Source organism: Thioalkalivibrio thiocyanodenitrificans ARhD 1, assembly GCF_000378965.1.
Lineage (GTDB): Bacteria > Pseudomonadota > Gammaproteobacteria > Ectothiorhodospirales > Ectothiorhodospiraceae > Thioalkalivibrio_A > Thioalkalivibrio_A thiocyanodenitrificans.
This window is the reverse complement of the sequence record NZ_KB900536.1, coordinates 1,641,723-1,663,268: the sequence shown is the minus strand read 5'-3', so window position 1 is coordinate 1,663,268 and position 21,546 is coordinate 1,641,723. Positions and strand designations below refer to the sequence as shown.

Sequence of the window (21,546 nt, the reverse complement as noted above, 5' to 3'; positions counted from 1 at the left end):
GGTTCAGGCGCCCGTGTCCGTGTCCGGGGGCGCCTTGAGCCGGACCCCGCGCCCGCCCCCGGTGCTCACGGCGCCTTCGCCGATCAGGTCGATGCCCGCGCGGTCCAGGGCCTCGACCACCTTCATCAGCGAATTGACGTTGGCGCGCACGGTGCCGGAGCCGCTCTCCATGCGCTGGATGGTGGGCAGGGACAACCCGGCCAGTTCTGCCAGCCGGTTCTGGTCGATCCCGAGCAGCGCCCGGGCGGCGCGCATCTGTCCCGCCGTGATCATGGACGGACTCTCCCTATAAAATGACGTTTCAGATATCAGATATTAGATTCCAGGTATCATTAATGCAATATTATACTTCTTAGGAGTCCGGATTCCCGGCCCTGGCACAGCGGCCGATCCGACAGGCTGATGTCTCCGTCTGCTGCCGGCAATAGTTGACTAAATTTATAGGTTATTGTAGGGTTTCGCCCCTCACCGAGGCCGGCCGGCCTCGGAACATGAACTGACAGCAGGAGATTGATGATGGAGATTCCGCAGCGTGACGGTGATGGTTATCTGGTGGACCGCGACGCCTGGACACCGGAGATCGGGCGCGCCATGGCCGAGGTCGACGGCGTTGCGCTCGATGAGGCCCAGTGGTCCCATATCCTGAAGGCGCGCGATTTCTACGAGGAGTCCGGCGTGGTGCCGTCGATCCGCAAGTTCGCCAAGTACATCGACGAGGACCAGAAGGCACTGTTCAAGATGTGGATGACCGGCCCGATGAAGCCGATCACCAAGTACGGCGGTCTGCCCAAGCCCACGGGCTGCGTCTGATTCGCTCCGGCGCACCGGGGGCGTGCACGCCCCGGCCGCGCCGGCTCAGTCCCGGGTCGCGCTCGCGCGGGAGAGGTCCCAGATGCCCGGGGAGTGGTACAGGCGCGCGAGCTGCAGTTCGCGTTCCAGCTCCATTTCCCGGGGCAGATGGTCACCGAAGCGGGTGAACAATTCTTCCTGATCGACGGTCTCCAGCCGGGCGCGTTCCTTGTCGATGTTCATGATCGTGATGAAGTCGTCGCGCTCGAAGTCGATGCCGTCCCAGGAGAGGTCGTGCCAGCCGGGCAGCCAGCCGAGCGGGCTCTCCACCGCCGCGCCGCGTCCCTCGCAGCGCTCGATGATCCATTTCAGCACGCGCATGTTTTCACGGAAGCCGGGCCAGACGAAGCGCCCGTGGCTGTCTTTGCGAAACCAGTTGACCCGGAAGATCAGCGGCGGGGTGGCCACGTGCCGGCGGCCGATGCGCAGCCAGTGCTTCCAGTAGTCCGCCATGTTGTACCCGCAGAAGGGCAGCATGGCCATGGGATCACGCCGCATGCCGTTCTGGCCGATGGCGGCGGCGGTGGCCTCGGAGCCCATGGTCGCCGCCAGGTAGACCCCGTGCTCCCAGTTGTAGCTCTGGAACACCAGCGGGAAGTTGTTGCTTACACGGCCGCCGAACAGGAAGGCGTCGATGGGCACGCCCTTCGGGTCCTCCCAGTGGGGATCCACGGACGGACACTGGCTGATGGGTGCGGTGAAGCGCGAGTTGGGATGTGCGGCCGGGCGTCCGCAGCCCGGTGTCCAGTCGCGGCCCTGCCAGTCGATCAGGTGCTCCGGCGGTTCCTCGGTAAGCCCCTCCCACCAGACGTCGCCGTCATCTGTGAGTGCCGTGTTTGTGAAAATGACGTTGGCGTCGAGGGAGGCCATGGCGTTGGGGTTCGAGTTGGCGTTGGTGCCTGGTGCAACCCCGAAGAAGCCGTTCTCCGGATTGATGCCGTAGAACCTGCCGTCCTCGGGGTTGGGCTTGATCCACGCGATGTCGTCGCCCACGGTGGTGATCTTCCAGCCCTTGAAGGCGGGCGGCGGAATGAGCATGGCGAAGTTGGTCTTGCCGCAGGCGCTGGGGAAGGCGGCGGCGATGTAATGCTTGCGGCCTTCCGGCGATTCGGCGCCCAGGATCAGCATGTGCTCGGCCAGCCAGCCTTCGTCACGGCCCATCACCGAGGCGATGCGCAGGGCGAAGCATTTTTTGCCCAGCAGGGCGTTGCCTCCATAGCCGCTGCCGTAGGACCAGATCTCCCGGGTCTCCGGGAAGTGGCAGATGTACTTGTCCTCGATGTTCCCGGCGCAGGGCCAGGGCACGTCCCGCTCGCCGGGCGCGAGCGGCGCGCCGACGCTGTGCATGCACGGCACGAAGTGCCCGTCCTCGCCCAGGGCGTCCAGTGCGGCCTGGCCCATGCGGGTCATGATGCGCTGGTTGACCGCCACGTAGGGGGAGTCGCTGATCTCAACCCCGATGTGGGCGATGGGCGATCCGATGGGGCCCATGCTGAAGGGGATGACGTACATGGTGCGCCCGGCCATGCAGCCGTCGAACAGCTCATTGAGCCGCGTGCGCATCTGCTCCGGGTCCATCCAGTTGTTGGTGGGGCCGGCGTCCTCTTCGCGACGTGAGCAGATGAAGGTGCGGTCCTCGACCCGGGCGACGTCGCTGGGATGGGATCGGGCCAGGTAGCTGTTGGGCCGCTTGTCGGGATTCAGGCGGATGAAGGTGCCGCTCTGCACCATGTCCTCGCAAAGCCGGTCGCATTCCTCCCGGCTGCCGTCGCACCAGTAGATGCGTTCCGGCCTGCACAGACGGGCCATCTCCTCGACCCATTGCAGCAATTGGCGGTGGCTGGTGCGGCTGGCACCGTCATGCCTTGTTGTCATCGCGCTCGTACCCCCTCGGTGCTGCATTCGATGGCGGACCGTTCCTCACTGAACCCCGGGCGGGCACCGGTGGAAAATGTCGTCCGTGGCAGATTCTGCGATGACTGCGCGGCGTTGCGGACAGCTTACGTGAATTGAAGGCCGGGGCGAACCCCGGCGCGTGAATCGACACAGGAATCGCTGTGAAAACCCACCAGCTTGTTCACAGGACTTACGGGTCGCTCCCGAAGCATGCGAAACAACATGCTGTGCGGTCAGTCAAGGAGGCAGGGGTCAGGATGTGTGGGAGGGCCGCATGGGCACGCTGCGCTTTGCCCATCCTACGAACCGTCCGGTTGGCTTCAATCCGTAGATACTCCGTTCCCGGTCAAGCCTTGTTGAGGTGTTGATCGCTGAACAGCGCCGCGGCATCGAAGGGGGTTCGAGTTTTGATGCAGGCCCACAATCCGGTGAGGTACTTGCGCATCACGGCGCACAGGGCCTGAATCTTTTTCTTCCCGCGTGCCACCAGCGCCTCATAGAAGGCCTTGGCCCTGGGTTCATGGCGGATGGCCACCATGGCGGGCATGTAGAGCGCGGCCCTCAGATAGGCGTTACCGGCCTTACTCAGGCGTCCCGGGCTGTTGACACTGCTCCCCGACTGCGTGAGCCGTACATCGAGTCCGGCATGGCGGCTGACCTGCGCGGCCTTGAGATCGCTCGGCAGGGTACACAGTTCGGCAAGCACCGCCACGCTGCTGGCTTGGCCCATGCCTCGGGCCGTGCTTATGTGCTCGAAGTGGCTCGAGAGTGTCTCGGACTGAGCGATCAACTCCAGGGCTGCCTGTTTGAGTCGTTCAATGCGCCGATCCAGCTGGGCGATGCCGTCTTGCTCGTCCTCGATGAGCAGCTCAGGCGTGCTCGTCTTGGCGCTGAGCGCGTGCAGGCGGTTCTTGGCCTGGGTGCGGGCATGTATCAAGCGATTGATTTGCCGTCCAATATCGCGCAACCCCAGGCAGTGCTTCGGCGGCGGCGTCCAGCGCCGGGGCGTCATGCGTTCGCCGTACTCGGCAAGCAGCGCGGCATCGATGGCATCGGTCTTGGTGCCCGTGAGATGGATCTCGGCAAAGTGGCGAAAGCTGCGCGGGTTGATCACACACACTGGCAAATCGGCCTCATGCAGAGCGACCGCCAGGTCCAGGTAATAGACCCCGGTGGCCTCCATGACGATGCACTCAGGCTTGAGCCCCTTGAGGTGGCTGATGGCACGGGCATGGCCCTGGGGGCTCTGTTCGAAGCGCTGCGCCTTGGCGTTACGCCCATCGCGGCGGCTGACCAGGTCGAAGGATTGGGCCGAGATATCGATACCTACCACAGTCATCATCTGTCCTTTCCCATTCGGGGGCTGGTTGAGTCACAATAGACACCGGTTCCCCGACCTCGCACTTCTTGCAGCTTCGACCTTGTGATGCAAAGTCCAGCCTGGCTGGCTTTTGGATACTCCTCGAAGTCGGCAATGAGGCGGGGAGCCGCTCTACGAACGAGGTCAGACCAACGCTGCCTCCAGGATGGGACGGCCTCCCCGGTGCCCGGCCCAAAACCCTATCAGACCAGACGCGGACAACATACAAGGATGGGTCAAGCAAAGCGGACCCATGCCGTGCGGCCAGTCCAGGGGGCAGGAGTCAGGATGTGCGCGAGGGCCGCATGGGCACGCTGCGCTTTGCCCATCCTAAGGACTGTGCGGCCAGTCAATGCTTGTGGATTGTGTAGCCCGCATGGCAGGAGCCCGGCCCCCGGATGAATAACCTGCCGGGAGATCACAACGGGCCCGGAATTGCGTGAACGTTCACGCTGGCCCGTTCAGCCGTACTTCTCGCCCCAGACGGCGAAAATCGGGTCGGACCGGGTGAGACGGTCGGCGTACTTGTCGTCGTCGGGACGGGGCAGGCCGCGCAGCGACCAAGTGTTGAGCCCGTCGAACCCGCCCGCCTCGAAGAAGTACTCCAGCACCAGACCCATGCGCTCGAACTCGTGCAGGTCCTGCCACAGGGCGATGGCCTTGGGCGGAAACCAGCGGTCGGAGAACGTGAGGATGAAACGCCCGCCCGGGCGCAACACCCGGCGCACTTCGCGAAACACCGCCACGGGGTGGATCAGGTATTCCACGGACACGGTGCACACCACCGCGTCGAAGACCTGATCATCCCGGGGCAGGCGGGGCTCGGCGTTCAGATCGTGCACCAGATGTTCCGTGAGCAGGGGATTGGCGCCCAGTTCCTCGGCATTCATGCCGAGACCCGTGACGCTGCGGGGCACGGCCACGTCATCCAGATGGGACACCCAGCTGGACATGAGATCGAGAATGTCCGCGCCCGGCGGGATGAGGTCCCTGTAGAGGCGACGGATATGCGCCAGTGCGGTGCGGTCCAGATGCTGGACGAAGCGGGGCTGCCGATAGAAGTCGTGGTCCGGCTGCGGGTCCGCGCGCCGGAACGGGTCGTCGGCCCGGAAGTCCGTGGGGCGGCCACGCCAGCGCGCCTGCATGCCGGGGCCGTTGTAGGCGGCCAGCTCCACCACATCGTGACAGGCGGCCCCGCCGCGCCGCGCACGGGAAATGTCGAGAATGCGTGCCTGAACCTCGATGTCCCGGCCCGCCATGGGATGGTTCAGGTCGATGGTGAGCCGGCCGTCATCGACGCTGCCCATCCGGAACGGCGTGCGATCCTCGCGCAGCAGGCCGCGCACCCCGGCGATGAACCCCCGGGGATAGAAGCGTCCCGCCCGGGGTTCCACGGCCACCCTGCGCAGGTGTCGGTTGAAGGCGCTGTCCTCGATGCTTAGCACGTCCTCCCCCCGATACCCGGGCAGCGGCGCGCCGTCGGGCCAGCGGTGGCTCGTCACGGCGCCGGCCGGCTGATGGTGTAGGCCGGCCTCCAGCTCCGGGGGGAACCTGTCCTGCCCAAGTTTCATCCTCGGCGTGACCAGGCAGTCGCTGTGGTTCACCGCCCCGCTCGTCCAGTGCAGGGTGAGGGCCAGGCCGAAGGTGCCGCGCTCATCCACGCGCTCCGGCCGCTCGCCGGATGCCGCGAGGCCCAGGTCGGGAAGGGTGTGTTCGAAGGGGTCGGGCATTTTGTCCGTTGTTCGTTGTCCGTTGTCAGTGGTCCGTTGTCAGTGGTCCGTTGTCAGTGGTGGGGGATTCGTGGCCGGAGACAGTTCCACAAGGTAGGTTGGGGTGAACGCAGTGAACCCCAACAATCCGGTGCTTCACTGGCCGCCCGTGTCGGGGTGTGCAACGCTCACCCCAACCTGCGCTTGCTGTAAGAAATCTTCAAGAAAAATTTCACGGAACCGCGATATCGGGGATCTCCCACGGTTGTTACAAATGCCGCCGGTCAATTGATTTGGCGATTTGTGCATATACAACCAACGTGATCAGGAGATCCAGACATGAAGAAACAAGCTCTCGCAGCGGCCGTTGCCGTCGCTGTGGCCTTTCCGCTCGCCGCGACGGCCGACGTCGATTTCTATGGCCGGGCTCATCTGTCCGTGGACCTGCTCGACGACGGAGACGACTACGGCGAGATCAACGTATCCAGCAATTCAAGCCGCTTCGGCGTGCGCGCTGAACACGCGTTCTCCGAGCGTCTGACGGGCATGCTCCAGATCGAGCAGCAGATCGATTTCGATAATCAGGGTACGGAGTTCGCGACGCGCGACACGTTCGTCGGATTGAAGGGCGACTGGGGTATGTTCCGGGTCGGGAAGTTTGACACGCCGTTCAAGCGGGCCCGCGGTCCGGCCAACTTCTTCGGCGATCAGGTTGGCGACATGCGCAACATTACCCGAACCAGTGCCCACGGGCGTTTCGACGAGCGCTTTCGCAACAGCCTTCACTACCGTTCTCCGAGCATGAGCGGGATCGTCTTTGATCTGCAGTACACTCCCGAACGCGTCGGCGCCACCACGGTGCAGGGCGGGGACAATTACGGTCTGAGCACCTCGCTGGGGTATCGCAACGGGCCGCTCAATGCCGTGTTGGCTTACGAGCAGCAGGGCGACGGCAACGTCGATCCCGATGCCTGGCGGCTGGCGGCGTCCTACCAGGTGACCGGTGATCTGCGCATCGGGGCGCTCTATCAGCAGACGACCAGCGCAGCGGACGTGGATGGCAAGGTATACGGCATCGGCGGCACCCTGCGCATCAATCCGAAGATGTACCTCAATGGCCACGTGTTCACCCTCGATTCCGATCTGAACGACGCGGACGCCACGCTCCTTGCCGTGGGTCTGGAGTATCGTCTCTACAGGGAACTGCGCCTCTATACCAATGTTGCCTTCGTGGACAACGACGACAACTCCGCCCTGACCCCATGGAGTCAGGCCCGCAGCGCTGCCCCGGGCGGCACGGCAGGTGAGACCGCCACGGGACTGTCCGCGGGCATGCGTTACGATTTCTGAGCGTGTGGTCCGGGGGCATTCCTCCGGAAGAGACCAGGAAGCGAGTCATTGGGCGCGAGGGATCGCGCCCTTTTTTGTTGTCGGCCCTGTGAGATATGCAGGCTAGGACAACATGCTCTTGAGGTTGCTCAGGTGTGCCTTGCCCGTGAGGCGGGCCTCCTCCGGGTCGGGCGGGGTTGCGTCGGGCCACTCCAGGTGTTCGGCGGGCAGTTCCTGGAGAAATCGGGAGGGTTCGCAGTCCACCTCCTCGCCGAAGCGGGTGCGCTTGCGGGCGTAGGTGAGCGTGAGTGACTCCTGTGCGCGGGTGATGCCCACGTATGCCAGTCGACGCTCCTCCTCCAGGCCGTCCTCGGCGAGGCTCACCCGGTGGGGCAGCAGTTCCTCTTCCACCCCGACCAGGAACACGTGAGGGAACTCCAGGCCCTTGGCCGCGTGCAGGGTCATGAGGTGCACGCCGTCGGCCTCGTCCTCGCCTCCGGCGCGATCGAGGATGTCCATCAGCGTCATGTGGCGCACGATCTCGCCGATGTCCTTGCCGCCCCCGGCGCCTTCCCTCGAGAGCCGCGTCATCCAGTCTAGCACCTCGTTGACGTTGTCCATGCGCCGGGCGGCGGCCTTGGGGTCGCGGGACTGGTCGAGCAGCCAATCGTCGTAGCTGATCTCATCGATGAGTGCCCGGGCGACATTGCCGGGGTCGCCTTCCTCGGCGCGGCGGCCGAACTCCAGCAGCCAGTCGGCGAAACCCTGAAGTCGCGTCAGCGCCCGGTTGGACAGGCGCTCGGCCAGGCCCATTTCGAAGCAGGCGGTGAGCAGGCTCACGTGGCGTTCGGTGGCGTACTCGCCCAGTTTCTCCAGTGTCGAGGGGCCGATCTCCCGGCGCGGCACGTTGACGATGCGAAGGAATGCCGTGTCGTCATCGGGGTTGGCCAGCAGGCGGAGATAGGCCATCACGTCCTTGACCTCGGCGCGCTCGAAAAACGACTGGCCGCCGCTCACCTTGTAGGGGATGGAATGTTCCCGCAGCAGCTTCTCGAACACCCGGGACTGGTGGTTGCCCCGGTAGAGGATGGCGTAGTCCCGGTATTCGGTGCGGTGCCTGAACTTGTGTTTCATGATCTCGGAGACCACCCGGGCGGCCTCCTGGTCACCGTCGTTGCAGGGCAGCACGCGGATGGGCTCGCCTTCGCCGAGCGCGCTCCACAGGCGCTTCTCGAACACGTGAGGGTTGTTGCCGATCAGTTGGTTGGCGGTCTGCAGGATCCGGTTGGTGGAGCGGTAGTTCTGCTCCAGCTTGATGACCTTCAGGCGCGGGAAGTCCTGCTGGAGCGCCGCCAGGTTCTCCGGCCGGGCGCCGCGCCAGGCGTAGATGGACTGGTCGTCGTCGCCCACAGCGGTCAGGCCGCCGTCCACGCCGACGAGCAGGCGCACCAGCCGGTACTGGCAGGTATTGGTGTCCTGGTATTCGTCCACCAGCAGGTGGCGAGTGCGGTTCTGCCAGCGCTCGCGCACCTCGGGGTTCTCCTCCAGCAGACGCACCGGCTGCACGATCAGGTCGTCAAAGTCCACGGCGTTGTAGGCCTTCAGGGAGCGTACGTAGGCGGCATAGAGCCGGGCCTGGGCGGCCTCCTTTTCATCGGCGGCGGTGGACAGGGCCTGCTCGGGGGTGATCAGGTCGTTCTTCCAGCCGCTGATACGGTGGCGGGCCGGTTCCGGGTCCGTGGGGTCTTCGCCGCGGAAGGTGAGTTCCTTGAGCAGCGACAGGCTGTCGGCGGCGTCGAAGATGGAAAAGCCCGCCTTGTAGCCCAGGCCCTTCAGCTCCCGGCGGATGAAGTTGAGGCCCAGGGTGTGGAAGGTGGAGACCGTGAGTCCCTTGGACTCGTCCCGGTCCAGGAGCCTGGATGCCCGGGCCTTCATCTCCTTGGCGGCCTTGTTGGTGAAGGTGATGGCGGCGATGCGTTTCGGGTCCATGCCCCGGTCGCGGATCAGATGGGCGATCTTGTGGGTGATCACGCCGGTCTTGCCGGAGCCGGCCCCGGCCAGCACCAGCAACGGGCTGTCCACGTGCTCCACGGCGGCGCGCTGCTGGGGGTTCAACGGGGGCGGGGTTCTGGAGGTCATGGGCGCGGCGATTGTACAGGAAGTTGGAAGTGTGAATCGGGAAGGGCGAAATGTTATTGATTCCCACGCCCCAACTCACACTTCTCACCTGGATGCCCCTTCCAACTTCCCAATTCACCCTTCACACTTCAATGCGTGCAAACGCTTGATCAGTTCAACTTCCACCATGTGCTTGCCGGGACGCCGGGCACGGCGGTGGTGCTCTTCACCGGGCCGCACTGCGGCGCCTGCCGCCGGTGGAAGGGGCTGTTGTCCGGCATGGTGGCCGAAGGGATGCCCTGGACCCTCTACGAGGTGGACGCGGCCCGCGACGGGGGACTGGCACTGGAGTTCGAGGTGTTCCATCTGCCCGGCCTGTTTCTCTACCATGACGGGCATTACCATGCACCGCTGCACGCGGAGCCCCTGCCGCAACGCGTCCGCTCGGCGGTGGCGGAGGCTCTGGTGCGGCCCCCGAGGGAGGCGCCATGAAGGTGGAACTGGAAACCGGTCTGCTGGATGCGGCGGCATACGTGCCCTCGCCCAATCACGATGAGCGCCCCCAGGGTGTGCTGCCCGAACTGCTGGTGGTCCATGCCATCAGCCTGCCGCCGGGGGAGTTCGACGGGCCGTGGATCGGCCGCCTGTTCACTAATACGCTGGATCCGCGTGCGCACCCGTTCTTCGCCGGGATCGCCGGTCTCCGCGTGTCGGCCCATCTGCTCATTCACCGGGACGGGGTCATGGTGCAGTACGTGCCCTTTCACAAGCGTGCCTGGCATGCGGGGGTTTCCTGCTGGCAGGGGAGGGAGTGCTGCAACGACTTCTCCATCGGCATCGAGCTGGAGGGCTGTGACGATCGGCCTTTCGAGGCCGTGCAGTATGATCTGCTCGCGGCCGTGATCCGTGCGTTGCGCCAGGCCTATCCCACCCTCGCACCGGATGCTCTGGCCGGCCACTCGGACATCGCGCCCGGGCGCAAGACCGATCCGGGTCCGTGTTTCGAATGGCCGCGACTGCGGGCCGCGCTCAGGGATTCCGGCACCGGCTCCGCATGAACCGTTTGTAAGTCACGCGCCCGCGTTCGTCCCGTCGAACCGGAGATATCCGACGGGGATGCCCGGGCAATTCCATATGTGACAAAGGGTCTTTTGACCTGGATCAATTCCAAAAATCCGCGTTCCCCTGCATAGTGCTTCACGTCTAAACAAGTGTTCTCGTGCCCGCCGGGGCACGTCCGATACGGGGAGCGCTCCATGGAGCAACAGCAGACGTATAACTACAAGGTGGTCAGGCAGTTCGCCATCATGACCATCGTCTGGGGCATCGTCGGCATGGCGGTGGGCGTACTGATCGCCGCGCAGCTGGTATGGCCGCAACTGAACTTCGATATTCCCTGGCTGGGCTATGGGCGGCTTCGTCCGCTGCACACCAACGCGGTCATCTTCGCCTTCGGCGGATCGGCCCTGTTCGCGACGTCGTATTACATCGTCCAGCGCACCTGCCACGCGCGGCTGTTCAGCGACGGGCTCGCGGCATTCACCTTCTGGGGCTGGAACGCGGTGATCGTGCTGGCGGCCATCACGCTGCCGCTGGGCATGACCATGGGCAAGGAATACGCGGAACTGGAATGGCCACTGGCCATCCTGATCGCCGTGGTCTGGGTGGCCTACGCCATCGTGTTCTTCGGCACCATCATGAAACGGCGTGTGCAGCACATCTACGTGGCCAACTGGTTCTTCGGGGCGTACATCCTCACCATCGCCGTGCTGCACATCGTCAACAACATGTCGATGCCGGTGACCCTGTTCAAGTCCTACTCGATGTATCCGGGCGCCATGGACGCCATGGTGCAGTGGTGGTATGGGCATAATGCCGTGGGATTTTTCCTGACCGCGGCGTTCCTGGGGATGATGTATTACTTCGTACCCAAGCAGGCGGGACGGCCCATCTATTCCTACCGCCTTTCCGTGGTGCACTTCTGGGCGTTGATCTCGCTCTACATGTGGGCAGGGCCCCACCACCTGCACTACACCGCGCTGCCCGACTGGGTGCAGTCGCTGGGCATGGTGTTCTCGCTCATGCTGTTGGCGCCCTCCTGGGGCGGCATGATCAACGGCATCATGACGCTCTCCGGCGCCTGGCACAAACTGCGCACCGATCCCATCCTCAAGTTCCTCATCGTGTCCCTGTCCTTCTACGGCATGTCCACGTTCGAGGGACCGATGATGTCCATCAAGACGGTCAACGCGCTTTCCCACTACACGGACTGGACCATCGGTCACGTGCACGGCGGGGCGCTTGGCTGGGTGGCCATGATCTCCATCGGCGCGCTGTACGCGCTGATTCCGGTGCTCTTCGGCCGGGAGCGCATGCACTCCATGAAGCTGGTGGAGTGGCATTTCTGGCTCTCCACCATCGGGGTGGTGCTCTACATCGTGTCCATGTGGATCGCGGGCGTGATGCAGGGGCTCATGTGGCGCGCCGTGAACGATGACGGCACGCTCACCTACAGTTTCGTGGAGACCCTGGTGCCCATGTATCCGTACTACACCGTGCGTTTCCTGGGCGGTGCGTTGTTCCTCGCGGGCATGTTCCTCATGGCTTACAACGTCTGGAAGACCGTGGCCGGTGCGCGGCCCGCGGTGCAGGCCATCCCGCAGCCGGCGCATTGATCAGGGGAGAATTCAATCATGAGTCATGAAGTCTTCGAGAAAAACGTCGGCCTGATGGCCATCGGCATCCTGCTGGTCATCAGCATCGCCGGCCTGGTGCAGATCATCCCCTTGTTCTTCCTTAAGAGCACCACCGAGCCGGTGGACAACCTGCGCCCCTACACGGCGTTGCAGTTGGAGGGCCGGGACATCTACGTGCGCGAGGGCTGCTATACCTGCCACTCGCAGATGATCCGCCCCTTCCGGGCCGAGACGGAGCGCTACGGGCACTTCTCCGTGGCCGGCGAGTTCGTCTGGGACCGTCCCTTTCAGTGGGGCTCCAAGCGTACCGGCCCGGACCTCGCCCGTGTGGGAGGGCGCTACAGCGACGACTGGCATCGCATCCACCTGATCAATCCGCGCCTGGTGGTGCCGGAATCCAACATGCCGTCCTATGCATTCCTGGAGCGCCGGGAGATCAACGCGGATATCACCCCGCGCAAGCTGCGCGCGATGCAGCGACTGGGCGTGCCCTACGGCGATGACGAGATCGCCAGCGCGGCGGACGATGTGCGCGGCAAGACCGAGATGGAAGCGCTGATCGCCTATCTGCAGGTGCTCGGCACCGCCATTCCCCACCGCAGGTGACGCCATGAGCTTCGGATTCGTACAGGGCCTGCTGACCATCCTGCTGATGGTGCTGTTCATCGGCATCGTGGTATGGGCGTACAGCGGCCGGCAGAAGAAACGCTTCGAGGAGGCATCCATGTTGCCGTTCGCCGAAGATGACGCCAAGCGGGATGGGCACCGCAAAGGAGAGACGAAACATGACTGAGCATGACATGAGCGCCTTCTGGCACTGGTGGGTGGTGCTGCTGACCGTTGCCAATATCGCCGCCATCTTCTGGCTGATCCGCTGGACCAGCAAGCGCCGGCCCGGTGAGGCCGCTCAGGGCGAAGTCACCGGCCATGTGTGGGACGAGAACCTGTCCGAGTACAACAATCCGCTGCCGCGCTGGTGGCTGTGGATGTTCTACCTGACCATCGCGTTCTCGATCATTTACCTGGCCCTGTTCCCTGGGCTCGGGCGCTTTGCGGGTTTTCTGGGCTGGACCTCCGAGGGCCGTTATGACCAGGAGGTGGCGCGCGCGGAGAGCCGTTTCGGACCCATCTTCGCGGCCTACGCGGACCGGGAGGTTCCGGCGCTGGCGCAGGATCATGAGGCCCTTCAGACGGGGCAGCGGCTGTTTCTCAATTACTGTTCCACCTGCCATGGTTCCGATGCCCGGGGCGCCCCCGGGTTTCCCAACCTGACCGACGCCCAGTGGCAGTGGGGCGGGTCTGCGGACGCCATCCGGCAGACCATTATCGACGGTCGGCAGGCGGTCATGCCCGCATTGGGCGATGCCTTGGGCGCGGACGGTGTGCAGCAGGTGACCCACTATGTGCTCAGCCTCGCCGGACGCGCGGATGCCGATGCCGCGCTGGCGGAACAGGGCCAGCCGCTGTTTGCAACCATGTGCGCGGCCTGTCACGGCACCGAGGGCAAGGGGACACCGGCGCTGGGCGCGCCGGATCTCACCAACAATATCTGGGTCTACGGAGGCTCCGCGGGCATCATCTCCCGGACGATCCGGGAGGGGCGTCAGGGCGTCATGCCCGGTTTCGGGGACTTCCTCGGCGAGGACCGGGCCCATGTGCTGGCCGCCTACGTCTACAGCCTGGCGGAGGAGGGGCGCTAGGCGCCCCGCCCCTGCATGTCCGAATCGGTCAACGTCGATGAGCGCCCGCTCGTGCAGCGGGCGATCGCCGTTCTGTGGCCCTCCTTCCTGGTTGCCGGTGTTGCCACGGTGCTGCTGTTCACCTGGGTGGATCCCGCCGAGCTTTCCCAGTGCCTGGACGGCATGCCGGCAGTCACGCGCATGGAGGCCTACTCGGTGGGCTTCTTCATCCTGTGGCTGTTCGCCGCCACGGCCAGCGCACTCACCTGTTACTTCGGCCGCCCGCCGGGCCGCTGAGAAGGGCCGGGGATGCAGGCCCCGTCCCGCAGAACGTAATTCATGTCAGAACACACGCCATCCGCCGGAGACAACGACCAGGCGTTCTACGAGAAGCGGGCAAAGGTCTACCCGCGCGAGGTGCACGGGATCTTCGCCCACCTGCGCCTGCTGGGCGTGGTGGTGCTGCTCGGCATCTTCTATGGCGCACCCTGGCTGACCTGGGGCGGGCGCCAGGCCATCTGGTTCGACCTGCCCGGGCGCAAGTTCCATATCCTCGCCTGGACGTTCTGGCCCCAGGATTTCTTCCTGCTGGCGCTGCTCCTGATCATCGCGGCCCTGTCGCTGTTCTTCTTCACGGCGCTGGCCGGGCGCCTGTGGTGCGGTTATGCCTGTCCGCAGACCGTGTGGACCGAGGTGTTTCTCTGGATCGAGCAACGTCTCGAGGGGGACCGCGCCCGCCAGATGAAGCTGGACAAGGGCCCCTGGACGCCCCGCAAGCTGGCCATCAAGGGGACCAAGCACACCATCTGGGTGCTTTTCTCTCTGTTTACGGGCATCACGTTCGTGGGGTACTTCACGCCTATCGTCGAGCTGATGCCGCGTTTCTTCACCCTTCAAACGGGCGGTTGGGAGAATTTCTGGATACTGTTCTACGGGTTTGCGACCTGGGGCAACGCTGGTTTCATGCGCGAGCAGGTGTGCATCTACATGTGCCCCTACGCCCGCTTCCAGAGCGCCATGTTCGACAAGGACACGCTGGTCATCTCCTATGACCCGGCGCGCGGAGAGCCCCGCGGTTCCCGAAAGCGCGGGGTGGATCCGAGAGAGAAGGGCCTCGGCGACTGCATCGACTGCACTCTGTGCGTGCAGGTCTGCCCCACGGGCATCGACATCCGTGACGGCCTGCAGTACCAGTGCATCGGCTGCGCCGCCTGCGTGGACGTGTGCGATGAAGTGATGGACAAGATGGAGTACCCGAGAGGGCTCGTGCGCTACACCACAGAGAATGCCATGGAGGGCAAACCCGCCCATGTGCTGCGCCCGCGGGTGATCCTCTACGGCCTGTTGCTGCTGGTGCTGTTCGCGGCGCTGGCGGTCGGCATCGGTATCCGGAACCCGGTGGGCATTGACGTGATCCGGGATCGCAATGTGCTCTACCGCGAGCTGCCCGACGGGCGCGTGGAGAATGTCTACATCCTCAAGCTGCTCAACAAGACCGATGCGGTGCGCGACTACCGGGTGGAGATCCGCGGACTGCCCGGCGCGGAACTGGTGATCGACCGGACCATGCCCGTTGCGGTGCCGGCGGGCGGGGTGGTGGAGATTCCCGCCCGGGTGCGCATCGATCCGGCCCTGCTCGACATGCCGACGGCCGAAGTGATCTTCGAGGCCCGTGTGGAGGGGCTGCCGGACGAAGGCAATGAACGGCGGGGCCGGTTCGTCGGGCGGATGCAGTAAGCGGATCGGAGGCTCGTTTTTCAATCCGGCGGCCGATTGGCATTGATGTGCGTGCGGTGGCAAGCGGCTTTCGGGTTGTACAATCTGGAATCCATACAGGAATGACGTCATGCGCTATGTGAGAGAGGATACGGGTCCCTGGTACCGTCAGCCCTGGCCCTGGCTGCTGATGATTCCGCCGGTGACGGCGGTGATCGTGGGTATGGTGTTGTTGCGGGCGGCCACCTGGGAGCCTGATGGCCTGGTGGTGGCCGATTACTACCAGGAAGGGCGGGCCATCAACGAGGTGCTGGAGCGCGAGCGCTTCGCCGCGCGCCTGGGTCTCGGCGGCGAGATTGAGCGAAACGGAGAGACCCTCGTGCTGCGCATGGAAGGCACGCCCCTGCCGCCGGCACCGCTCACCCTGCGCCTGCTGCATCCGACCCGGGCCAACAAGGATGAAGAGCTGACCCTCACCCACGACGAGGCGCTGAATGCCTGGCGGGGACGGGTGGCCCGGCTGCCCGATGCCCGCTGGCACGTGCATCTGGAGCCCGAGGATCGCAGCTGGCGCCTGCGCGGACGCATGGAGCCTGGCGCGCTCATCGTGCGCGTGTCGGCGGAGGGCTAGCTGTGTAACCCCAACAGGTTGTTCACGGCAAGCGAAGAGATGCAGGACGGATAAGCGAAGCGCCTCCGCCGGGCACCTTGCCCATGGCGTGTACGACAATACCCTCGCAGCGTAGGAGCCCGGTCCTCCGGGCGATCCGGCTTGGCACCGGTGGATCATCCTTCGCCCGGAGGACCGGGCTCCCACGGGAAGACCCCGCAGCCGTAGGGCGGATAAGCGAAGCGCATCCGCAGGGCACCTTGCCCATGGCGTGTACGACAATACCTTCGCAGTGTAGGAGCCCGGTCCCCCGGGCGATCCGGCTTGGCACCGGTGGATCATTCTTCGCCCGGAGGACCGGGCTCCTACAGGCCGCCTGAATGTCCGCATGAAGGGCGATAGTTGGGCGGTCCGGCCGGGTCCCGATTCCTGATCGCCCCGGGCCCCGGGGTTGCGCGGGGCCGTTCCGTGCCGGAAACTCTTGGCTGATGCCAACCTTCCGGACCGGCCCATGTCACTGATCACCATCCTCATCGCCCTGTTCCTGGAGCGATTTGCCGGCACACTGGACGAGTTTCGCCAGTTCCGCTGGTTCGATGCCTACGCGGACTGGATGCGCGAGCGCCTTGAGGCGATCGGGATCACCGACGGTACCGCCGGGTTCGTGCTCACGCTGCTGCCTCCGGTCCTGCTGCTGGCCCTGGTGGCCCTGCTCGTGCATGGCGTCGCCCTGGGCCTGCTGGACATCGTCCTGGGCGTGGTGATCCTCCTCCTGTGTCTCGGACCCAGAGATCTCAACGACGAGATCGAGGCCTACGTGGAAGCGGGGGCCATGCATGACGAGGAACGCCAGTTGCGTCATGCGCGGGATCTGCTGGGGCAGGAGGAATTGCCGGAGGAGCCGCGCGAACGTACCCGGGCCGTGCTGGGGGCCATCTTCTCGGAGGCGAACGGGCGGCTGTTCGCCGTGCTGTTCTGGTTTGTGGTGCTGGGACCCCTGGGGTCGCTCATCTACCGCCTGGGCAGCCTGCTCAAGGCGCCCACCGAGGAGCGGCCGGAAGGTTTCATGGCGGCCGCGGCGCGCCTGCAGGCGCTCATGGACTGGATCCCGGCACGCCTGGTCGCCCTGGGTTACGGCCTGGTGGGCAGCTTCGATGCCGCCTTCTCCGTCCTGACCCGGGCCCTGCCCGGCAGTTGGCAGCACATGGACGAGGAGAACCGGGCACTGCTGCGCGATGCCGGAGCCGAGGCCATGCAACTGGACCACGTGCGCGGTGACCACCTGGACGACCCGGCCGAACTCAATGCCCTGGCGGAACGCGCCGACGGACTGATCATGCGCACACTGGTGGTGTTTCTGGCGGTGCTGGCGCTGATGACCCTGGCGGGATGGACAGGTTGAGGGCAGTGGCAAGTCTCAAGTGGCAAGGGTCCTCTCCCCAACCCTCGCCCGCAAGCGGGGGAGGGTGTTTTCTCCCACTCCCTCAGGGAGAGGGTCGGGGTGAGGTTGGTCTTCCTTGCCACTTGAGACTTGCCACTCGCTACTGAAGTCATGTTGATTGATCTCTTGCGTCATGGCGAACCGGAAGGCGGGCGGCGGTACCGCGGTTGCGGTGTCGACGACCCCCTGGCCGCGAACGGCTGGGCGCAGATGCGTGCCGCAGTGAACGGCTCGGAAACGCCCTGGACCCGCATCATCACGTCCCCCATGCGCCGCTGCCGGGACTTCGCCGAGGTCTTTGCCCGGGAGCGGGGGTTGCCGTTGGCCGTGGATCCCGACCTGCGGGAGGTCGGGTTCGGCGACTGGGAGGGGCGGCGCCCGGAAGAGATCAGGTCGGCGGATCAGGCCGCGTATCTGGCCTTCTACCGGGACCCCGCGGGTGCGCGGCCGGACGGGGCCGAGTCCCTGGAGGGGTTTGCGCGTCGTGTTCGCGGTGCTTTGCGGGCGCTGACCGAGGGGCATCGGGGCGAGCATCTGCTGGTGATCGCACACTCCGGCGTGATCCGTGCCGCCGTTACGCATGCCATGAACGTCCCGCCCGCGGCACTCTACCGGCTGCGCATGCCCTATGCCGCGCTGACCCGCCTGCGGTTGGACGAACGCGGGCTGTCGGTGGAGTTTGTTAATCGGTAGTTGTCAGTTGTCAGTTGTCAGTTGTCAGAAGCGTGACCCCGCCCGGGGGGGTGTCAAGGGGTTTTCTACAACTGACAACGGACCACTGACAACTGACAACGGACCACTGACAACTGACAATGGACAACTGACAACATCAACGAATCCGATACGCAGCGTGACAGGTGACGCAGGTCTGCGTCACGCCCTGCAGCGCGCGGAAAGCGCGCAGTGCATCGCCTTCCTCGGCGGTGCGGGCAAACCGGCTGGCTTCCCGATGCATGTTTGTGCCCATCTCGCGCATGGGGGCGGGCATCACCTGGGCCATGTGGGCGGCGCCGTGGCTCTCCAGTGAACTCATGCCGAGTCGAAACTCGGCCACCCGCGCTGCCCTGGTGAAGTCCTCTTCATTCAGGGCGGCCAGGATCTCGTCGATGGCGGCCAGATGATCGCGCATGTTTGCCAGCATGTGCTCCTGCATCATGGGTGGCATGTCGACCATCTCGCGGGTGTCGGCCTGAGCCAGAGCCGGAAGGACAAGGCCCAGGGTCAACAGAGTGCTGATCATGAACTGCTTCATGGCGCTCTCCGGTGCGATGTGTGATCGAAGCAGAATATACGGCTTGAGGACCGGCCCCGTATGATCCGGATCATACGGGTTCGGATCCCTTGGTCAGCTGCAGCCGCTTCCCGGAGCGATCGAGTTCACCGCGTGCTTCCATGCGTGCCAGGGTCCGGTAAAGCGTCTCGCGGGTGAGCCCCAGCAGGTCGGCCCAGTGGCTGAGCGTACAGCGCAGCTCCAGGCCACCGGCGGCATCGCCTTCGGTGAGCAGGTAGTGGCGGATGCGGGCCTCGGCGCCGCGCAACTGCAATCGCTCCACGGTGGAGCGTTGGCGGCGCAATTCTGTACACAGGCCGGACACCCAGTCCAGGGCGAAGGCTGAATCGTGTTCCAGCTGCCGGCGCAGTACATTCCGCGGCAGGACCAGAACCCGGGAAGGCCGCACGCACAGGGCGGTGCAGTGATACCTTTCCGTGTTGAGGCTCGCCTCGGCGAAGAACCCCCGGGGCAGGGCGCGATGCAATATCACGGTCCCCCCATCCGGGCTGTTGCGCAGCAGATGCACCTCGCCGTCCAGCAGGTAAAAGACTGCGCTGGCAGGATCCCCCTGGCGGAAGACCGCGCAGCCCTTGCCGTAGTCCCGCACCTCGCACCGGGGGCGCAGTGCTTCAAGCGGTGGCGGGTATGGTGTAGGGTCCATTGTCCGTGTCACATGACGGGAATGCAGGGAGGGATTGTCGCACCATGTCCATGCTGCAGACCACGCACAGGCTTGAGGTCGAGACCCGGGGCCGGGGGCTCTACATGTTCACCGACCCGGTGTGCAGATGGGTGGCCCGGTCCGGCATCCGCACCGGACTCCTGACCCTCCTGATCCAGCACACCTCGGCCAGCCTGGTGATTCAGGAAAATGCCGATCCGGACGTTCGCGGTGACCTGCAGCGTTTCTTTGCGCGCCTGGTACCAGAGGGTGACGAGATCTACCACCACACCCTGGAAGGCCCCGATGACATGCCTGCCCATGTGCGCAGTACGCTCACCCAGACGCAGCTGTCCATCCCGGTGATGGACGGTCGCCCCGCGCTGGGGACCTGGCAGGGACTGTACGTGTTCGAGCACCGCCACGCCCCGCAGCGGCGACGGGTGGCAATGCACCTGATCGGCGAGGCGTGAGGGGATAGGCGGTAGGGGAAAGGGGAGAGGCGTGAGGGGATAGGCGAAAGGCGAAAGGCGAAAGGCGAGAGGCGTCCAGAGTAGAAATCCCCTCCCCCTCCATAGGCAGCCAGGGAGAAAGTGGTTTCACGCCTATCCCCTCACGCCTCACGCCTCACGAAATTCACCTATTCCTCCCAGCTGACCAGCCCGCCCAGCACGGTGTGCATCTCGGCCAGGGTCGGGTATTGCGCTTCCCAGTCGTCGGCAAAGCCTCCATGGCAGGTCAGTCGCCGCACGTCCGTCTGATCGTCCGACTGCAGCTCGTAATGGACCAGGCGGCTGATGGGCGGAGCACTGCCGTCGTCGTCGTCGGAAACCTGCACGAGGGATGCCACCCGCATCGGCCCGCGTTCCTGTACCACCTCCACGTGGCCCTGGCGGTGGCGGGTGACCAGGAATCGGCCGGGTTCGATGCGCGCCGATCCGTCGCTCAGCGTGTTGACCTCGAAGTTGCAGTGGGGGTGGTACATGTTCACGCCGCCTTTGGGCACCACCCGGCCGTCCTGCATAAACACGCGGGTATGCCCGGAGCGGATCGGCAGGGCCTCGTTCACCATCACGGTGGCACCGACGGGTATGTGTGCACGAGATGACGCCCACTGCTCCATGGTCAGGGGCGCGCAGGCCCCCAGGATTCCGGCCGTCAGGGTGATCCCGATGATACGTTTCATTGCTGCGAACCTCGCTGAAGCAACCGGTACGAAGGATTGGACAACACGCGCGCAGCGCCGTTCTGCCTGCCGGTTCCCGTGAGGACAGCCGGTCCATGACAAGGCGCCGGAGCGTATCACGGGATGTGAGCCGGTGCCGCCCATGTTAATCTGTGCGGCCTTTCCACGACAGACATCCGTATCCGGAACACGATTCATGAGCCCTTTTCTTCAGACCGCCATCGAGGCCGCCCTGGCCGCCCAGAAGGTCATTCAGCGCTACTACCGCCAGGAGATCCCGGTGGAACTCAAGGAGGACCGGAGCCCGGTGACCATCGCCGACGTGGAGACCGAGAAGACCATCAGGGGCGTCATCTCCGGGGCATTTCCGGCGCATGGTTTCTATGGCGAGGAGACCGGCCATTCCGGCGGGAGCGCCCCCTACACCTGGCTGATCGACCCCATCGACGGCACCAAGAGTTTCGTGCGTCAGTACCCCTTCTTTTCCACCCAGATCGGGCTCATGCACAACGAGGAACTGGTGTTGGGGGTGTCCAACGCGCCGGAGTTCGAGGAGATGGCGTATGGAGAGAAAGGCCAGGGCGCCTTCCTCTCCGGCAAGCCGGTGCGTGTGAGCGGGGTGGAGGCGTTTGCCGACGCCACCCTGTCGGTGGGCAATATCCAGACGCTTGCCGCGGGCCAGGGCTGGGACGGGCTCGCACGGATCGTGCGCCAGGTGAACCGCACCCGGGGTTACGGGGACTTCTACCACTACCACCTGCTGGCGTCCGGGCGCATCGATCTGGTGATCGAATCCGACGTGAACATCCTGGACATCGCCGCCCTCGCGGTGATCGTGCGGGAGGCCGGCGGGGTTTTTACGGACCTGGAAGGCCGCGCACTGACCCTCGACACCACCAGCGTGCTTGCCGCCGCCACCCCGGCGCTGCACGCCCGGGCCCTGGAGTCGCTCGCGGGTTAGCGGGCTGCGTCAATCAGAACCATGCCCATGGACGGGACGGGCGGGATCAAGGCCGCGTGTAG

General features: G+C 65.0%; 23 protein-coding genes. 15 read left to right on the top strand and 8 right to left on the bottom strand.

Annotated features, from left to right (window positions below):
• Window positions 1-3: 3 nt before the first annotated feature.
• Window positions 4-273, bottom strand: a complete 270-nt coding sequence (locus THITHI_RS0107770; RefSeq protein WP_018232519.1) for a helix-turn-helix domain-containing protein — start codon at window positions 271-273, stop codon at window positions 4-6.
• A gap of 240 nt (window positions 274-513) precedes the next feature.
• Between THITHI_RS0107770 and THITHI_RS0107765 the strand changes: the two genes are divergently transcribed.
• Window positions 514-810 (top strand): TusE/DsrC/DsvC family sulfur relay protein, encoded by a 297-nt coding sequence (locus THITHI_RS0107765; RefSeq protein ID WP_018232518.1) that lies wholly within the window; start codon window positions 514-516, stop codon window positions 808-810.
• A gap of 45 nt (window positions 811-855) precedes the next feature.
• Here the strand turns inward: THITHI_RS0107765 and THITHI_RS0107760 are convergent, their stop codons facing one another.
• The 3 genes from THITHI_RS0107760 to THITHI_RS0107750 form a co-directional block, all read right to left on the bottom strand.
• Window positions 856-2,724, bottom strand: a complete 1,869-nt coding sequence (locus tag THITHI_RS0107760; protein WP_026186162.1) for a phosphoenolpyruvate carboxykinase (GTP) — start codon at window positions 2,722-2,724, stop codon at window positions 856-858.
• A 367-nt stretch (window positions 2,725-3,091) separates the two neighbouring features.
• The gene (locus THITHI_RS0107755) at window positions 3,092-4,087 is read right to left on the bottom strand and encodes an IS110 family RNA-guided transposase (protein ID WP_018232516.1); all 996 of its coding nucleotides are present in this window, start codon (window positions 4,085-4,087) and stop codon (window positions 3,092-3,094) included.
• A 479-nt stretch (window positions 4,088-4,566) separates the two neighbouring features.
• Window positions 4,567-5,835 (bottom strand): methyltransferase domain-containing protein, encoded by a 1,269-nt coding sequence (locus THITHI_RS0107750; protein WP_018232515.1) that lies wholly within the window; start codon window positions 5,833-5,835, stop codon window positions 4,567-4,569.
• Window positions 5,836-6,153: 318 nt separating this feature from the next.
• Between THITHI_RS0107750 and THITHI_RS0107745 the strand changes: the two genes are divergently transcribed.
• The gene (locus tag THITHI_RS0107745; RefSeq protein WP_026186160.1) at window positions 6,154-7,164 is read left to right on the top strand and encodes a porin; all 1,011 of its coding nucleotides are present in this window, start codon (window positions 6,154-6,156) and stop codon (window positions 7,162-7,164) included.
• Between the two features lie 102 nt (window positions 7,165-7,266).
• On the opposite strand, the gene rep is transcribed toward THITHI_RS0107745, so the two are convergent.
• A complete protein-coding gene (gene rep, locus THITHI_RS0107740) occupies window positions 7,267-9,282 on the bottom strand; it encodes a DNA helicase Rep (RefSeq protein WP_033336922.1) in 2,016 nt (671 codons plus the stop codon).
• Between the two features lie 135 nt (window positions 9,283-9,417).
• On the opposite strand from rep, the gene THITHI_RS0107735 reads away from it, so the two are divergent.
• The 11 genes from THITHI_RS0107735 (at window position 9,418) to THITHI_RS0107685 (ending at window position 18,096) form a co-directional block, all read left to right on the top strand.
• Window positions 9,418-9,753, top strand: a complete 336-nt coding sequence (locus THITHI_RS0107735; RefSeq protein ID WP_026186159.1) for a thioredoxin family protein — start codon at window positions 9,418-9,420, stop codon at window positions 9,751-9,753.
• Window positions 9,750-10,319: a 1,6-anhydro-N-acetylmuramyl-L-alanine amidase AmpD gene (gene ampD / locus THITHI_RS0107730; RefSeq protein WP_018232511.1), complete on the top strand. Its 570-nt coding sequence runs from the start codon at window positions 9,750-9,752 to the stop codon at window positions 10,317-10,319. The genes THITHI_RS0107735 and ampD overlap by 4 nt, the downstream gene beginning before the upstream one ends.
• Window positions 10,320-10,517: 198 nt before the next feature.
• On the top strand, window positions 10,518-11,936 hold the full coding sequence (gene ccoN / locus THITHI_RS0107725; protein ID WP_018232510.1) for a cytochrome-c oxidase, cbb3-type subunit I: 1,419 nt from the start codon (window positions 10,518-10,520) through the stop codon (window positions 11,934-11,936).
• An 18-nt stretch (window positions 11,937-11,954) separates the two neighbouring features.
• Window positions 11,955-12,563 (top strand): cytochrome-c oxidase, cbb3-type subunit II, encoded by a 609-nt coding sequence (gene ccoO / locus THITHI_RS0107720; RefSeq protein ID WP_018232509.1) that lies wholly within the window; start codon window positions 11,955-11,957, stop codon window positions 12,561-12,563.
• A gap of 4 nt (window positions 12,564-12,567) precedes the next feature.
• The gene (locus tag THITHI_RS0107715) at window positions 12,568-12,750 is read left to right on the top strand and encodes a CcoQ/FixQ family Cbb3-type cytochrome c oxidase assembly chaperone (protein ID WP_018232508.1); all 183 of its coding nucleotides are present in this window, start codon (window positions 12,568-12,570) and stop codon (window positions 12,748-12,750) included.
• Window positions 12,743-13,657, top strand: a complete 915-nt coding sequence (gene ccoP, locus THITHI_RS0107710; RefSeq protein WP_018232507.1) for a cytochrome-c oxidase, cbb3-type subunit III — start codon at window positions 12,743-12,745, stop codon at window positions 13,655-13,657. The genes THITHI_RS0107715 and ccoP overlap by 8 nt, the downstream gene beginning before the upstream one ends.
• A gap of 15 nt (window positions 13,658-13,672) precedes the next feature.
• Window positions 13,673-13,933: a hypothetical protein gene (locus tag THITHI_RS0107705; protein ID WP_018232506.1), complete on the top strand. Its 261-nt coding sequence runs from the start codon at window positions 13,673-13,675 to the stop codon at window positions 13,931-13,933.
• A 42-nt stretch (window positions 13,934-13,975) separates the two neighbouring features.
• Window positions 13,976-15,373: a cytochrome c oxidase accessory protein CcoG gene (ccoG, locus tag THITHI_RS0107700; protein WP_018232505.1), complete on the top strand. Its 1,398-nt coding sequence runs from the start codon at window positions 13,976-13,978 to the stop codon at window positions 15,371-15,373.
• 109 nt (window positions 15,374-15,482) lie between these two features.
• Window positions 15,483-15,983, top strand: coding sequence for a FixH family protein (locus THITHI_RS0107695; protein ID WP_018232504.1), 501 nt, complete (start codon window positions 15,483-15,485; stop codon window positions 15,981-15,983).
• 490 nt (window positions 15,984-16,473) lie between these two features.
• Complete coding sequence (gene ampE, locus THITHI_RS0107690) at window positions 16,474-17,364, top strand: regulatory signaling modulator protein AmpE (protein WP_018232503.1); 891 nt, start codon at window positions 16,474-16,476, stop codon at window positions 17,362-17,364.
• Between the two features lie 150 nt (window positions 17,365-17,514).
• A complete protein-coding gene (locus tag THITHI_RS0107685) occupies window positions 17,515-18,096 on the top strand; it encodes a histidine phosphatase family protein (RefSeq protein WP_018232502.1) in 582 nt (193 codons plus the stop codon).
• 136 nt (window positions 18,097-18,232) lie between these two features.
• Here THITHI_RS0107685 and THITHI_RS0107680 read toward each other — a convergent pair whose 3' ends face one another.
• Together THITHI_RS0107680 and THITHI_RS0107675 are read right to left on the bottom strand one after the other, a co-directional pair.
• The gene (locus tag THITHI_RS0107680) at window positions 18,233-18,655 is read right to left on the bottom strand and encodes a cytochrome c (RefSeq protein WP_018232501.1); all 423 of its coding nucleotides are present in this window, start codon (window positions 18,653-18,655) and stop codon (window positions 18,233-18,235) included.
• Between the two features lie 70 nt (window positions 18,656-18,725).
• On the bottom strand, window positions 18,726-19,337 hold the full coding sequence (locus THITHI_RS0107675) for a Crp/Fnr family transcriptional regulator (protein WP_051079922.1): 612 nt from the start codon (window positions 19,335-19,337) through the stop codon (window positions 18,726-18,728).
• A 44-nt stretch (window positions 19,338-19,381) separates the two neighbouring features.
• Between THITHI_RS0107675 and THITHI_RS0107670 the strand changes: the two genes are divergently transcribed.
• Window positions 19,382-19,810: a secondary thiamine-phosphate synthase enzyme YjbQ gene (locus tag THITHI_RS0107670; protein WP_018232499.1), complete on the top strand. Its 429-nt coding sequence runs from the start codon at window positions 19,382-19,384 to the stop codon at window positions 19,808-19,810.
• 167 nt (window positions 19,811-19,977) lie between these two features.
• Here THITHI_RS0107670 and THITHI_RS0107665 read toward each other — a convergent pair whose 3' ends face one another.
• Window positions 19,978-20,523: a hypothetical protein gene (locus THITHI_RS0107665; RefSeq protein WP_018232498.1), complete on the bottom strand. Its 546-nt coding sequence runs from the start codon at window positions 20,521-20,523 to the stop codon at window positions 19,978-19,980.
• 196 nt (window positions 20,524-20,719) lie between these two features.
• Between THITHI_RS0107665 and THITHI_RS0107660 the strand changes: the two genes are divergently transcribed.
• On the top strand, window positions 20,720-21,484 hold the full coding sequence (locus tag THITHI_RS0107660) for an inositol monophosphatase family protein (protein WP_018232497.1): 765 nt from the start codon (window positions 20,720-20,722) through the stop codon (window positions 21,482-21,484).
• Window positions 21,485-21,546: the final 62 nt, after the last annotated feature.